Annotated in this window: 15 protein-coding genes; 5 read left to right on the top strand and 10 right to left on the bottom strand. The window is 32.9% G+C overall.

Annotated features, from left to right (window positions below; all coding sequences use genetic code 11):
- Positions 1-8: 8 nt before the first annotated feature.
- The 6 genes from ACFQ1Q_RS01805 to ACFQ1Q_RS01780 form a co-directional block, all read right to left on the bottom strand.
- The gene (locus ACFQ1Q_RS01805) at positions 9-725 is read right to left on the bottom strand and encodes a VIT1/CCC1 transporter family protein (protein ID WP_386127367.1); all 717 of its coding nucleotides are present in this window, start codon (positions 723-725) and stop codon (positions 9-11) included.
- Positions 726-1,230: 505 nt separating this feature from the next.
- A complete protein-coding gene (locus tag ACFQ1Q_RS01800; protein WP_386127365.1) occupies positions 1,231-1,986 on the bottom strand; it encodes a fibrobacter succinogenes major paralogous domain-containing protein in 756 nt (251 codons plus the stop codon).
- A gap of 185 nt (positions 1,987-2,171) precedes the next feature.
- Positions 2,172-2,702 (bottom strand): DUF6584 family protein, encoded by a 531-nt coding sequence (locus ACFQ1Q_RS01795; RefSeq protein WP_386127363.1) that lies wholly within the window; start codon positions 2,700-2,702, stop codon positions 2,172-2,174.
- Positions 2,703-2,858: 156 nt separating this feature from the next.
- Entirely contained in the window at positions 2,859-3,554 is a 696-nt protein-coding gene (locus ACFQ1Q_RS01790; RefSeq protein ID WP_386127361.1) for a hypothetical protein, read from the bottom strand.
- A gap of 131 nt (positions 3,555-3,685) precedes the next feature.
- Positions 3,686-4,198, bottom strand: a complete 513-nt coding sequence (locus ACFQ1Q_RS01785) for a hypothetical protein (RefSeq protein WP_386127359.1) — start codon at positions 4,196-4,198, stop codon at positions 3,686-3,688.
- A gap of 95 nt (positions 4,199-4,293) precedes the next feature.
- Positions 4,294-5,382, bottom strand: coding sequence for a M42 family metallopeptidase (locus ACFQ1Q_RS01780; protein WP_386127357.1), 1,089 nt, complete (start codon positions 5,380-5,382; stop codon positions 4,294-4,296).
- A 124-nt stretch (positions 5,383-5,506) separates the two neighbouring features.
- Here ACFQ1Q_RS01780 and ACFQ1Q_RS01775 point away from each other — a divergent pair, with 124 nt between their 5' ends.
- Positions 5,507-6,184: a DUF4294 domain-containing protein gene (locus ACFQ1Q_RS01775; protein ID WP_386127355.1), complete on the top strand. Its 678-nt coding sequence runs from the start codon at positions 5,507-5,509 to the stop codon at positions 6,182-6,184.
- A 1-nt stretch (position 6,185) separates the two neighbouring features.
- Positions 6,186-6,812 (top strand): PAQR family membrane homeostasis protein TrhA, encoded by a 627-nt coding sequence (trhA, locus tag ACFQ1Q_RS01770; protein WP_386127353.1) that lies wholly within the window; start codon positions 6,186-6,188, stop codon positions 6,810-6,812.
- Here trhA and ACFQ1Q_RS01765 read toward each other — a convergent pair.
- From ACFQ1Q_RS01765 to ACFQ1Q_RS01750, 4 genes are read right to left on the bottom strand one after another with little or no spacing between them, the layout of a single operon-like run.
- Positions 6,809-7,180 (bottom strand): VOC family protein, encoded by a 372-nt coding sequence (locus ACFQ1Q_RS01765; RefSeq protein WP_386127351.1) that lies wholly within the window; start codon positions 7,178-7,180, stop codon positions 6,809-6,811. The two genes, trhA and ACFQ1Q_RS01765, sit on opposite strands and share 4 nt — an antisense overlap.
- 57 nt (positions 7,181-7,237) lie before the next feature.
- A complete protein-coding gene (locus ACFQ1Q_RS01760; RefSeq protein WP_386127349.1) occupies positions 7,238-7,666 on the bottom strand; it encodes a DUF4268 domain-containing protein in 429 nt (142 codons plus the stop codon).
- Positions 7,667-8,341 carry a ZIP family metal transporter gene (locus ACFQ1Q_RS01755; RefSeq protein WP_386127347.1) on the bottom strand — a complete coding sequence of 225 codons (675 nt, stop codon included), beginning with the start codon at positions 8,339-8,341 and terminating at the stop codon, positions 7,667-7,669.
- Between the two features lie 9 nt (positions 8,342-8,350).
- Positions 8,351-9,082 carry an SAM-dependent methyltransferase gene (locus ACFQ1Q_RS01750; protein WP_386127345.1) on the bottom strand — a complete coding sequence of 244 codons (732 nt, stop codon included), beginning with the start codon at positions 9,080-9,082 and terminating at the stop codon, positions 8,351-8,353.
- Between the two features lie 88 nt (positions 9,083-9,170).
- On the opposite strand from ACFQ1Q_RS01750, the gene ACFQ1Q_RS01745 reads away from it, so the two are divergent.
- The 3 genes from ACFQ1Q_RS01745 to hutH all read left to right on the top strand — a co-directional run bounded on the left by ACFQ1Q_RS01745 (position 9,171) and on the right by hutH (position 13,737).
- Positions 9,171-10,337 carry a THUMP domain-containing class I SAM-dependent RNA methyltransferase gene (locus tag ACFQ1Q_RS01745; RefSeq protein ID WP_386127343.1) on the top strand — a complete coding sequence of 389 codons (1,167 nt, stop codon included), beginning with the start codon at positions 9,171-9,173 and terminating at the stop codon, positions 10,335-10,337.
- 20 nt (positions 10,338-10,357) lie between these two features.
- Positions 10,358-11,899: an NAD(P)H-hydrate dehydratase gene (locus ACFQ1Q_RS01740; RefSeq protein ID WP_386127341.1), complete on the top strand. Its 1,542-nt coding sequence runs from the start codon at positions 10,358-10,360 to the stop codon at positions 11,897-11,899.
- 290 nt (positions 11,900-12,189) lie between these two features.
- Positions 12,190-13,737, top strand: a complete 1,548-nt coding sequence (hutH, locus tag ACFQ1Q_RS01735; RefSeq protein ID WP_386127339.1) for a histidine ammonia-lyase — start codon at positions 12,190-12,192, stop codon at positions 13,735-13,737.
- Positions 13,738-13,776 lie beyond the last annotated feature (39 nt).

Raw genomic sequence — 13,776 nt, 5'->3', positions numbered from 1 at the left:
TTGTTTGTTTAAGCAACATTTACATTGAATAAGTAACCTACTAAAGCCGTAAGTCCCATGGCAATTGTTCCCCAAAATGTAATTCTAATAACAGCTTTTCCGATGCTAGAACCACCTGTTTTTGCAGAAAGAGCACCTAAAACAATTAGAAAAAATAGTGCAAAGCCATAAAGTGAATATTCCATTCGTTTTAAAGGGAGAAATAATGTAACTAAAAACGGAAGTAATCCTCCAAGAGTAAATGCAACTCCAGAGGCAAGAGCAGCTTGTATGGGTTTAGCTTGACTAATTTCATTTATACCCAATTCATCTCTAACGTGAGCACCGAGCGCGTCATGTGCAGTTAATTCTTCAGCCACTTTTTTTGCAGTTTCTTTTTTTAAACCTCTTTTTTCATAGATTTCTGCTAATCGTTGTAATTCAATTTCTGGCATATCTATAAGCTCTTGCTTTTCGCGTTCAATATCAGCTTTTTCGATATCCGTTTGTGAACTTACAGAAACATATTCTCCAGCTGCCATGGATAAAGCACCAGCCACTAAGCCTGCTAGAGTTGCCAATACCACTGTTTCACGAGTGTCGCTGGCAGCAGCAACGCCAATGGCAATACTTGCTGTTGATAAAATACCATCGTTAGCGCCAAGTACAGCCGCTCTTAACCAATTGCTCCGGTGTATGTAATGTACTGCTAGATAATCATCTAATTGGTCTGTTTTTTTTGTCATCTTCAGAATCGTTTTAAAAGTATGCAGTGATTAGCTATAAAAATACTTCTTTTTACGACTATTTTATTTTGCTCCTATTTTCGTTTCTTTTTTTACAAAAAATTTAATGTACATGAGAATAAAAATAGGAACTAATACTAATCCAATAATAAAATTTAACAACGATGCCAAATCAGTAAATTTATTTCCACTTTTTAAAATTAAGACTAATTTTTGCAAAGGTTTTTTTGAAACTATTGTGTTATAAGCAAAATTCCAGCCTAGATGAAGTCTTAAGGCTAGTAATATTTTGGTTAAGAACCCAAGTTAATGATTATATATAAGATTTAAATTATTGAACAAAAACGCAAAGTATCCCAGTAATTAAAAATTCAATTAAGAATTGTACTGATTTTTACGTGGTGAAAAAAATCCTAACACTAAAATATTTTTTTCAATTAAAAAAAAATGTAAGCAAAAAATAGGCACTTGCCAAAGCAATAAATTATATGCGTATTGGCAAACGTTATTCTTTAATACATCTAACACCAGCACCAATTTGCATTGGAAAATCAATACATTCTAAGGTCTCATCATTTGTTGATAGTTGAATCAATTTTCGAATTAAAGATGAAGTGTTACCACCATTACCCGTAAGGTTTGAAGTAGCCCATGTGGAAAGAATTCCGCCTGCAGCATTACTGCCAAAAATTGTAACATAACCGTTAGGAATAGTATTAAATCCATAGGTATTTGTACCGTTTCCAGAGCTATCAACCCAACCCGTTTCGCTTTTTAATGCTCCAGCTACGTTACCTAAATTACCATCGTTAGCAATAAAATTTCCAAGTTCTATAAAATCTGCTTCGGTTGGTATACGCCATCCTTCAGGCGCTAATTTTCCGCTTTCTAGAGCGAAATGGTTATAGATAGCTCCATATTCGTCAAAAGCTAATTCTTCATCTGATGCGTTATTTAAATCTGCAGTATCCGCCCATTTATAAAAGCCTTCACCATTAAACATGCTACCAGTCGCGGCCCAATTGGTGCCATGTATATCAAAGTTATATTGAGTTATTGGTGTACCGTCATTGTATGTTGTGGTCTTTAAATTCTCAAGCATCCAGACTTGCCCTCCAATAGTTATTGTATTGTAAATGTTACCATCTGCATCTGTTACTGTCAGTTCAGGCTGCTCAGTTGAAGAATTATCATTTTGTGAACATCCTATTAATTGTAATGTTATTAAAGAAATTGTCAGTAATTTAAATATGCGCTTCATTTAATTATTGATTTGAGTTTAAAAATTATTTTCTAATTTTTGTTAATGTTAATTTTTATAATCAGTGGCTTGTTTATTTAACTAATTTAAGAAATAAATCACAGATAGATATTCCGCGAGAATTTTATAAATAGGCGAGAACGAGCAATTATTTATAGCCATTGGTTTCGGTTCTTTATTTATCTTTAGAATATCCATTTAATTACAGTTACAAATCCGATTATAATCAGAATTACGATTGAAGAAACGATTCCAATTAATGTCAATTCTCCAAGTTTATCTTTAAAAGTTCTTTTGTATTGAGTGTTTTTGTTTTTCCGTTTATCATTTTTTGGGCTAAATCTCGGAACATAATCAGCTTTCTTTTTACTATCAGCTTCTAATTCCGTTAATTTGTTTTGAGCAAATTCCGAAAGTTTGGATTTGTCTCCGCGAAATACAATTTCTTGCAAAATTTGATATCCAGAATAGTTTACTGATTTTTCATAAATCTCAATACATTTTTTGATTCGGTCTTCAGTTGGTTCAGTCAGAATCCAATATTTTCCAGCAGAATCCAAAAATCCGCTTTCATAATATAATTCAGCCAGTTTATTCCACAGTGAAGTTTCGTTTGGATTTTCCTGAATTAAATTCCGCAATCTGTCAGATGCTTTGAATTTCAAGCCGTTTTCAATTTCAGAATCTATTTTCTCTAACTTTTCTTTTAAACTCACAATGTTTCTCTTAAGCGCACCACAACGGTCTCGGCTATGAGTAGTTGCGGAAAATTAGCTATGATTTTCCGCCGTAACCGAAAGATAGTAAATTGCAATAAATTCTGATTAAGGAATTCAGCCGCAATGAGCTATACACGTTGTTGTACAACGTACTTACTTTTCCGTATCTATTAACCAAGGATAAGTAAATTCCGTCGCTTTTGTTAATTCCTTTTTTAGTTTTTCTCGGTCTAATTCCAATTCAGAATATTCTGCTCGTTCATAGAGTAGATTATAAGCTGATTGATGAAGTCCGTATTTCTTTAATGTATAAAAATCCGATTTCGCTTTTTCAGAATTCAGATTGTCATTGTCAAATTCAATTTTCAATAAGTCAACCAAAGTATCATTTACAAACTCATTTTCATAATTTAGTCGTTTTTTGTGCGATTTTAAAGAGTTAAATTCTCGGATTATTTCATAAACGATTGAGTCGTTTCTCTCCGCTTTTCTACGATTCCAGAATTCACTGTAATATTTGGTTTGCATTTCTGGGTGGTTATAACTCAGTTCCAAACTGTCCAAAACATTGTCAAAATTTCGTTTTATATAAATTCCATTGGCTATGAATAAATTCTCACTTTCGTAAATTCCGCTTTCAAGTTTTTCGTAACCAAATTTCTTAAATGTTTCGTGAATCATTTTTAGATTTTCGGGTTTCCTTATCCATTTACTTTTTGTCCAATCCGAGTGATTTAATCCGAAAAATGAAGTTTGAGTTTCTACATAAAATTCCGCTTCTTTTTTTTCTTTACTAACGCAAGAAACGAGTAAAAAAAATAGAATATTTAATATTAGCAGTTTGTTCATTCGTATGTTGTACAACGTATTGTATAAGGTTAGTAGCGTATTTAAGACACGAAACAAACTAAATAAAGACTATTGAATTAATAAATTAACATCTTAAACACGCTAAAAACAGCTATTAACTTTATACGTTGTTAGCCTTTGTTTTTTTGTTCAATTTTAATTATGTTTTTTATGTTTCTTTTTGTCGACTCTCTATTTATAATTACCTGTGTAAACCTACTTAAATATAAAATTTGGATTACGCTTTCAGTCATATCAATGATATTACAGTTTTTAGGTATTTCAAATTCAGAACTAACGCAGTCATTTTTAGGCTTTACACTATCGTTAATATTAACTAAACTGTTTACGTGTTCAACTGTTTTCGCTGAAGTAGATATATATTCCCAACCTTCCATTTCTCCAGCATATGTAAATTCAGTTCCGTCTTTATTAGGTTTTATCATATGCACACCACCATCACAATGTAATTTACCAATAACGAGTCCACCTTGTTCTCCATTATATATTTTATGAAGATTATTAATTTTTATTAAATCAGATTTATGAAAAGTCAAAACATTTTTAAGTTCAGTAGCTTTAAAAACCCATTTTCCAAGATTAAATTTTTCGCAAAATTCAGTAAATTCATTCCTAAATATCATAAATCTTATATAAAAGGTGGATGTACAAAAGGTGGTTTAAATAAAGGCTAACTAGGGCATAAGCGTACTTTCTAAAAAATTAAATATTCAATTACTTACTTAAAATAACTAAACGTTTCGCCATCTTTAATTTTTAATAGCGATTCGTAAATGAGTTTAATAACGTTTTCAACATCATTTTTATGTACCATTTCTACAGTGGTATGCATGTAGCGTAGCGGTAAAGAAATAAGCGCAGATGCTACGCCGCCATTACTGTAGGCAAAAGCATCGGTATCTGTTCCTGTGGCACGCGATAACGCAGCACGCTGAAAAGGAATTTTCTTTTCTTCAGCCGTATCTGTTATTAAATCTCTCAATTTTTGCTGTACTGCTGGTGCATAAGCAATGACTGGTCCATCACCAATTTTTGCCAACCCTTGCTTTTTAGGATTAATCATTGGTGTTGTAGTATCATGCGTTACATCAGTTACAATTGCCACATTTGGCTTAATAGTTTGTGTTATCATTTCGGCACCTCTTAGCCCGATTTCTTCTTGTACAGAGTTGGTGATATACAAACCAAAAGGGAGTTTCTTTTTGTTTTCTTTAAGCAAACGCGCAACTTCGGCAATCATAAAACCGCCCATTCGGTTATCTAGCGCGCGGCAAACAAATTTGTCTTTATTTAAAATGTGAAATTCATCAGGATATGTAATTACACAACCCACATGCACACCCATTTCTTCAACTTCTTTTTTGTCTTTTGCTCCAATGTCAATACAAATATTGTCTGGCTTTGGCGGCTCTTCTTTAGACCTATTACGCGTATGTATCGCTGGCCATCCAAATACACCTTTTACAATGCCATTTTTGGTATGAATATTTACCACTTTACTCGGTGCAATTTGGTGGTCGCTACCACCATTTCTGACCACATATAATAAACCTTCATCAGAGATATAGTTAACGTACCACGAAATTTCATCGGCATGTCCTTCTATTACTACTTTATATTTTGCTTTTGGGTTAATAACGCCAACAGCGGTTCCGTAAGTATCGGTAATAAAATCATCAACATATGGTTTAAGGTAGTCCATCCAAATTTTTTGACCTTCCCATTCGTAACCAGTTGGTGATGCATTATTTAAATATTTTTCTAAAAAGTCCATTGACTTTTTGTTGAGTAAACTCTTTTTTGCCATACGATTAAATTTTTCTTAAAAATAATAATATTAATCCTATTAATAGAGTTACAGAATAGATTATTCTTAATTTTGAAAAGCTCTAAAATCTGTATTTGGAATGATTTTGGCAATGCCACTAAACATGAAACACTTATTAGCATTTTTTCTGTTTTTACCGTTCTTACTACAAGGCCAAATTGAACCTGTGGTACAAGATTCTATTTCAGAAAAATACCTGATTATTGATGGCGATACGACCTTAAAAAAAACTATTGAATTAAAAGAGGTTTTAGTACTGCCAAGGTTAAAATTAAAAACAAAAGATGAACGTATCAACTATTACATTTTAAAGCGAAAAACGCTTAAAGTGTATCCTTATGCTAAAATGGCAGCAGAACGTTTAACCGAATTAAATAAAGAGTTAGAACAGTTTGATAAACGCCGAAAAAAAAAGAAACACGCCAAGAAAGTTCAGAAATTTATTGAAAAAGAATTTTCAAAAGAGTTGAAGAATTTGACAAAAACCGAAGGCCAGATTCTTATAAAATTAATTCATCGCCAAACAGGAAAAACAGCCTTTAGCCTTATTAAAGAATTGCGTAACGGTTGGCGTGCCTTTTGGTTTAATAATACTGCGAGTTTGTTTGATATTTCATTAAAACGTGAGTTTGTGCCTATAGAAGTCAAAGAAGATTTTTTAATTGAAGATATTTTGCTTCGTGCGTTTCAAAATGGTCAGTTAGAACGCCAAGAACCTGCTTTTGAAATTGATTATTACGATTTAACAGACAAATGGACAAAAATCCAAACCCAGAACTAAGATGAGTTTACAAACAAAACGTGAAGAATTACTCAATGCTTGGTCGCATGGTTTTGGTGCATTATTGGGTATCATTGGTTTAATTGCTTTAATTTTAGATGTCGATAGTACAAAACCATGGTATTTGTTTAGCGTGGTTATTTATGGTCTGTCTATTATCATTTTGTTTTTGGCGTCGACCTTATATCATGCCATTAATTCTGAGGCATTAAAAAAGAAATTTAGAATTGTTGACCATATTAGTATTTACCTTTTAATTGCAGGAACTTACACGCCAGTTTTACTCATTGTATTATCAGACAGTTTGGGTTGGCCACTATTTTATGCGGTTTGGGGTATTGCTATATTTGGTGTTGTTCTAAAACTTTTTTTTACAGGTAAGTTTGAATTTTTTTCAACATTACTCTATCTAGTCATGGGTTGGCTTATAGTGTTCGATTTTTCAACGCTATCTGAAATTATGCATCCAAATGGTATACTTTGGCTATTTTCTGGTGGTTTATTTTATACGGTCGGCATTGTCTTTTATGCCATTCATAAAATTCCGTATAACCATGTTATTTGGCATTTCTTTGTTTTGGCTGGTGCCATTTGCCATTTTATGATGATGTATTTGTATGTGATTTAAACGTGCTGGTCAATTAAAATCACATTTCCATCTGGGTCAATCATCGTAATACTTTCAGGACCTTTTGTTTTACTATCGGCTTCTTTTTCAAGTTTAATAGCATTCTTTTTTAAATGGTCTTGAATAGTTCTAACATCATCAAAACTGTCTAGAGTTTGAGCATCTTGATTCCAACCTGGATTAAAAGTAAGAATGTTACCTTCAAACATGCCTTGAAATAATCCGACGAGTGCATCCCCGTTTTTCATAATTAGATATTGACGTTCTAAATCGCCCGCGAATACTGTAAATCCTAAAGTTTCGTAAAACTGTTTTGAGGCTTTAATATCTTTAACACTTAGGCTAATTGAAAATGCTCCGAGTTTCATAATTAAAAAATTTTAGGAATTAATAATATAAAGGTAATTAAAAGTCGTAACAAATATTTAAGACTTTATAATATCCCTATATTCCTCAAAAAATGCTTCAAAACAGGACATTTTCTCATAGAAAAATTCCATGACATCGCGCCAAGTATTCTTGTTATGGATAGATACTTTTTCTTCTAATGGTACATAAATACGTGAGATTTCTTTTCCATTTTCTAAATAGAATTCTTCTTCGTAAATGGCATTTGGAAGATATTCAGCTTGCAAAATGTTTTTAAGGGCTACTAACTTTTCCCAGCAATTGATGCGGTTTTCTAAATCGTCTTCAAGGTCTAGTGAAACAAAGGCTTTCTTGGTATCAAAATAAAATTTAAAGCTTAAACCCTTAATCTTTGTATTGTAGAGCAACCACTTTCGTGGGAAAGATTTCCCGAAGCTAATCCAAAAGTCTTCGCGTAATTTTCGGCTTTCTTCTTTACTAAACATTTAAACAAAATAAGCAATTATAATACCCAAGCAAATAACCAAAAGTTTTGATAAATTAAACTTATGACCTTCGCTACTTTCAAACAAAATAGTGGTTGAGATATGAAAGAAAATACCAATGACTACAGCATTGATGCAATTAATATATTCTGCTGGAATCGCAGCGTGATTAGATATCAAAGTCCCTAAAGGTGTCATAATTGCAAAGACAAACAAGAAGCCAACAACTTTAGCTTTTGCAAAACTCGATTGTAATAAAAAAATGGTTATTAACGCAGCAATCGGGATTTTATGGATAAAAACGCCATATACCATGTCGTTATGTTGATGTATAGGAAAACCTTCTAAAAAACTATGAATACACAAACTCACGAAAAGTAGCCACGGAAATTCAGTATCATCTTTATGAATATGAACATGTCCATGCTCAGCACCTTTAGATAAAAACTCCAAAATAATTTGAAGTAAAATCCCAATCATTATAAATACGCCAGTACGCTTGGCATTAAGCGATTCGTAAACCTCTGGTAATAAATCAAAAAGCGTTAATGCTAATAAAAAAGCACCGCTAAATGAGAGTAGGAGTTTAGTGCCAGCTGTTTTTTTATTTTTAGAGAAAAACGCAATAGCAATACCAATAATAATAGCCAATACAGGAATAAGAAACGTTTTCATGGACGCAATTTACTTAAAAATCATTATCAAACGCTCAGAAGTTTTTTGATGAAACTTGTTAAGTTTATAATCTCCAAAAACATCTAATAAATAGACACCAGCTTTTTTAAATAATGCTTCAAAATCCTTCAAACTAAAAGCTCTAACACGTTCTTGAAATTTAAAATCTTCGCCATCAATAGTAAAAGATATGTCTTTAATAATGAAGCCATCTTCAACGCGTCGTTGCTGTAAAAAGTCAATACCGTCAACACTTTTTGTGTCTTCTGCAACCAAATTTTCGATGACGTATTCTGAATTCATAAAATCAATGACTCCAAAACCAAATTCGTTTAGCTCTGCTTTTATAGACTTAATAGTATGTAGATTACATTCTTCAGTTTCAAAATAACCAAAACTTGTAAAGAGATTAAAAACGGCATCAAACTGTTTTGGGTAAGGTTTAGTCATGTCGTGCACATCAAACTTAAGTGTATTATTCTCAAATTTTTTGGCGTGTGTTATGCTTTGCTCAGATAAATCAACACCTGTAACATCATATCCTAATTTGTTTAAATAGATGGAATGTCGGCCTTTTCCGCAGGCTAAATCCAAAATTTTTGCTTGCTCAGGTAAGTTAAGATAATCCGTGAGATTATCCATAAACCGTTGGGCTTCAGAATAATCTCTATCTTTATATAAAATGTGGTAGTATGGTGTATCAAACCATGAAGCGTACCATTTTTTAGCAGTTTTTGTCATAGTAGTTTATGTCTTTCGACGTCACAAAAATACTGTATTTTTGCAACCTATCTTATGGATTCATAAGATTTGATATTTGACGAAATCTATGGACGAAAATTTCAAAATGGTAGCCAAAACTTTATTTGGCTTCGAAGATATTTTAGCAAAAGAATTAACCCAATTGGGCGCAATGAACGTTGAGAAAGGCGTGCGTGTTGTCTCTTTTGTTGGGGATAAAGGCTTTATGTACAAGGCGAATTTGGGCATAAGAACAGCCATAAAAATTCTTAAGCCTATAAAGTCTTTTAGGGTAAATCGTGAAGAAGATTTATACAATGGCGTTAAAAGCATAAAATGGGAAGATTTTCTTAAACCAGAAGGCTCATTAGCTGTCGACTCTACAGTACATCACAGTGTTTTTACCCATAGCAAATACACTGCTTTAAAGACTAAAGATGCCATTGTAGACCGTTTTAGAGAAAATGATGGCACGCGGCCAAACGTTGATTTACGTTTCCCAGATTTAAAAATCAATGTGCATATAGACCGCCAACGTTGTACGATTTCTCTTGATACTTCTGGCGAATCTTTACATCGGCGTGGTTATAAAATAGCAACCAATATTGCACCCATTAACGAAGTGTTAGCAGCAGGTTTAATTATGATGAGCGGTTGGGACGGACAAACCGATTTTATGGACCCAATGTGTGGTAGTGGAACTATGCTTGCTGAAGCTGCGATGATTGCGTGTAACATTCCGCCGAATCTAATGCGAAAAGAATTTGCATTTGAGCGTTGGAACGATTGGGATGTGGATTTATTTGAAAAAATTGAAGAATCCCTATTGAAAAAAACCAGAGATTTTCATTATAAAATTACGGGTTATGATAAGTCGCCATCAGCTGTTGCCAAAGCAAAAGAGAATATTAAAAATGCGCATTTAGACGAATTTGTGCATATTCAACACGAAGATTTCTTTAAAACCCAAAAGGGCGGAAACGATAAGCTGACTATGGTTTTTAATCCACCATATGGCGAACGTTTAGAAAATTTAAATGTTGAAGAATTTTATGGAAATATAGGTACAACCTTAAAACACGGTTACCCAAACACAAATGCTTGGCTTATAACTTCAAATCTCGAAGCTTTGAAATTTGTTGGCTTGCGACCATCTCGAAAAATTAAGGTATTTAACGCAAAGTTAGAATCACGTTTGGTAAAGTACGAAATGTATGAAGGTAGCCGCAAAGCCAAAAAACAAAACCAAGATTAATAATTAATCAACTTCTAAAAATGAAAATCTTTTCGAAAGAACAAATATATCAAGGTGATAAAATAACCGAAGAACGTCAAGAACTCCCAGCTTCCGAGCTTATGGAACGCGCTGGATTGCAAATTTTTAATTGGATGCATATGCGTATGCAAGGTGCACAAGTACCAGTTCATATATTCTGTGGCATTGGTAATAATGGTGGTGATGGTTTGGTTTTGGCAAGACATCTTATTACACACGGTTATAATGTAGAAGTGTATGTAGTTAATTGCGGTAACAGTCGTTCTGACGATTTTTTAACGGCTTACGATAAGGTTAAAGAGGTTACCAAAAAATGGCCGAAATTATTAAAATGTGAAAATGATTTTCCGACATTTCATAAAGACGACATTATTGTAGATGCTGTTTTTGGTATTGGGTTAAACCGAAAAATTGACGATTGGATAAAAGCCTTATTTAAGCATTTTAAAGCATCAGGCGCGTTTACTTTATCAGTGGATATTCCTTCCGGATTATATACAGATGCACCTATTGAAGATAGAGAAGGTGTTGTTAGAGCAAATTATACGCTGAGTTTTCAAGCGCCAAAAGCTATTTTCTTTTTACCAGAAACTGCTGAATATACAGCACAATGGGAAGTGATTGATGTTGGTATTGACCGTGAATTTTTGATGCAAACGGAAACGGAGTTTGAACTAATTTCTAAAAATGAAGTAATTCCTATATATAAGCCTCGCGAGCGTTTTTCGCATAAAGGTCTTTTTGGACACGGTTTAATAATTGGTGGAAGTTATGGTAAAATTGGTGCAGTGCAATTGGCCTCACGCTCGGTATTATCTGCTGGTGCAGGATTGGTTACAGCTTATGTGCCAAAATGTGGATATTTACCCATTCAAACAAGTTTACCGGAAGCTATGGTAATTACAGATGAAGACGAATATAGTATTACTTCCATAAAATTTGATTTAGAACCAACAGCAATTGGTATTGGTATTGGAATGGGCAAAGCAGCAGAATCTTTTAAAGTCTTTAAAACGTTGTTGACCTCAACTAAAGTGCCAATGGTAATTGATGCTGATGCATTAAACATGATTTCAGAAAATAAGGAGTTACTAGAATTAGTTCCAGAAAATTCAATATTAACACCACATCCAAAAGAGCTAGAACGTTTAATTGGTAATTGGACAGATGATTTTGATAAATTAAAAAAGACTTCAGAATTTTCATTAAAACACAAAGTCATTGTTATTATTAAAGGCGCAAATACTATTACAGTTTTAGGTGAAAAAAAGTTTATAAATGTTACTGGAAATCCTGGTATGTCAACAGGTGGTTCGGGTGATGTGTTAACTGGAATAATAACGGGATTACTTTGTCAATCTTACAGTCCAGTTGAAGCTTCTCTTTTTGGCGTTTATCTTCATGGTAGAGCAGGAGATATGGCTCTTGAAGAATATGGTTATCAAAGTTTATTAGCAAGTAATATTATTGATTATATGGGCGATGCTTATATTGATTTATTTAAACAGCCAGAGCAGCCACAAGTTGAGGAAGCGGAATAATTAAAACAGACAACTTGCTATTGTCAATCATTTAGTGTTAATGAGAAGTCAAGTTGTATTCTTAATGCATTATAATTTTTGCAAGATTAGAGTTTTTAATTTTTTTATATTAAAAATTTTGAATTTTTCTGACTAAATAACGTCAATTGAATATAGAAAAATTGATTGGCTTTTTGTTTACTAATGTTGCATTACTTATATTTTTTTAGACCTATTAACCGTTTAATTAATTATTAACATTTGTTGCATAGCCAAAAAGATATTTTCACTTTTGATTAAAATATATGGTTATGGCAACGTATTATACAATTTCGGCATCACTTTTAACTTTAAAAGATATCAATGCTATAATTTTTGAAAATAAAAAATTAAAGTTATCAGATGCTTCTAAAGCTAAAATAAAAAAGGCAAAAGCATTTTTAGACAAGAAACTTTTTGATAGCGATAAACCATTTTACGGTATCAACACTGGGTTTGGCTCTTTATATAATCTAGAAATATCTAAAAAAGATCTTACCACTTTACAAGAAAATTTAGTAATGTCTCATGCGTGTGGCACAGGAGACAAGGTGCCAGAAGTCATTGTTAAGATAATGTTGCTACTAAAAATTAAGTCTCTAAGTTTTGGCCACAGTGGTGTGCAGTTGGCAACTGTCAACCGACTTATTGATTTTTTTAATAACGATATTTTTCCATTTGTTTATACACAAGGTTCTCTAGGAGCTTCCGGAGACTTGGCGCCATTAGCTCACTTGTCTTTACCGATTATTGGAAAAGGAAAAGTTACTTATAAAAATCGATTGGTAAATACGTCAACTGTACTAAAGAAGTTTAATTGGAAACCTATAAAACTTGAAGCAAAAGAAGGTTTAGCTTTATTAAATGGTACCCAATTTATGACGGCTTACGGAGTATATTGTTTGCTATTATCTCATAAGTCATCATATCTAGCAGATATTATAGCGAGTATTTCACTTGATGCTTTTGATGGTAGAATAGAACCTTTTAACGATTTGGTGCATGTTATTAGGCCACATGCCGGACAATTTAAAGTAGCGAGACGTTTTAGAGAATTTTTAAAGGATAGCGAAATTATCGCTCAGCCTAAAGCACATGTTCAAGACCCATATTCGTTTAGATGTATTCCTCAAGTTCATGGCGCAACAAAGGATACAATTGATTTTGTAGAAAAAACGATAATAACCGAAATTAATTCGGTGACTGATAACCCAAATATTTTTCCTGATGAAGATGAAATCATTTCAGCAGGAAATTTTCACGGTCAACCATTAGCACTAGCTTTTGATTATTTAAAAATAGCTATGGCAGAAATTGGAAATATCTCTGAAAGACGAGTATTTCAGTTAGTTTCTGGTTTAAGAGGTTTACCAGCATTTTTGGTTGATAATCCTGGTTTAAATTCTGGTTTTATGATTCCGCAATACACAGCGGCAAGTATTGTCAGTGCCAATAAACAATTAGCAACTCCTGCCAGTGTTGATAGTATTGTAAGTAGTAATGGGCAAGAAGACCATGTAAGTATGGGCGCAAATGCAGCTGTACAAGCTTACAATTTAATCCGAAATGTAGAACGTATCATTGCTATTGAGTTATTTAATGCTTCGCAAGCTTTAGAGTTTAGAAGACCATTAAAGTCTTCAAAATTTATAGAATTATTTTTGAAGGCATATCGAAAAGAAGTTCCATTTATAAAGAAAGATGAAATTCTGCACGACGATATTGAAAAATCTATTCAGTTTTTAAAGAAATATAATATTACCGATTTTGAACTTTTTTTGAATGATTACGGTATAAAAGCTAGCTTATTAGAGCAATAAAAAAAGCCATTTCATTTGAAATGGCTTAATTGTTTTATG

Source organism: Winogradskyella litorisediminis, from assembly GCF_042675765.1.
GTDB lineage: Bacteria > Bacteroidota > Bacteroidia > Flavobacteriales > Flavobacteriaceae > Winogradskyella > Winogradskyella litorisediminis.
This window is presented reverse-complemented; position numbering and strand designations above follow the sequence as displayed.

Excerpts from the sequence above, each read along its gene's own strand:
- ACFQ1Q_RS01805 (WP_386127367.1), bottom strand. The coding sequence starts at position 725 with ATGACAAAAAAAACAGACCAATTAGATGATTATCTAGCAGTACATTAC.
- ACFQ1Q_RS01755 (WP_386127347.1), bottom strand. The coding sequence starts at position 8,341 with ATGAAAACGTTTCTTATTCCTGTATTGGCTATTATTATTGGTATTGCT.
- ACFQ1Q_RS01785 (WP_386127359.1), bottom strand. The coding sequence starts at position 4,198 with ATGATATTTAGGAATGAATTTACTGAATTTTGCGAAAAATTTAATCTT.
- hutH (WP_386127339.1), top strand. The coding sequence starts at position 12,190 with ATGGCAACGTATTATACAATTTCGGCATCACTTTTAACTTTAAAAGAT.
- ACFQ1Q_RS01750 (WP_386127345.1), bottom strand. The coding sequence starts at position 9,082 with ATGACAAAAACTGCTAAAAAATGGTACGCTTCATGGTTTGATACACCA.
- ACFQ1Q_RS01780 (WP_386127357.1), bottom strand. The coding sequence starts at position 5,382 with ATGGCAAAAAAGAGTTTACTCAACAAAAAGTCAATGGACTTTTTAGAA.
- ACFQ1Q_RS01800 (WP_386127365.1), bottom strand. The coding sequence starts at position 1,986 with ATGAAGCGCATATTTAAATTACTGACAATTTCTTTAATAACATTACAA.
- trhA (WP_386127353.1), top strand. The coding sequence starts at position 6,186 with ATGAGTTTACAAACAAAACGTGAAGAATTACTCAATGCTTGGTCGCAT.
- ACFQ1Q_RS01740 (WP_386127341.1), top strand. The coding sequence starts at position 10,358 with ATGAAAATCTTTTCGAAAGAACAAATATATCAAGGTGATAAAATAACC.
- ACFQ1Q_RS01745 (WP_386127343.1), top strand. The coding sequence starts at position 9,171 with ATGGACGAAAATTTCAAAATGGTAGCCAAAACTTTATTTGGCTTCGAA.
- ACFQ1Q_RS01790 (WP_386127361.1), bottom strand. The coding sequence starts at position 3,554 with ATGAACAAACTGCTAATATTAAATATTCTATTTTTTTTACTCGTTTCT.
- ACFQ1Q_RS01760 (WP_386127349.1), bottom strand. The coding sequence starts at position 7,666 with ATGTTTAGTAAAGAAGAAAGCCGAAAATTACGCGAAGACTTTTGGATT.
- ACFQ1Q_RS01775 (WP_386127355.1), top strand. The coding sequence starts at position 5,507 with ATGAAACACTTATTAGCATTTTTTCTGTTTTTACCGTTCTTACTACAA.
- ACFQ1Q_RS01765 (WP_386127351.1), bottom strand. The coding sequence starts at position 7,180 with ATGAAACTCGGAGCATTTTCAATTAGCCTAAGTGTTAAAGATATTAAA.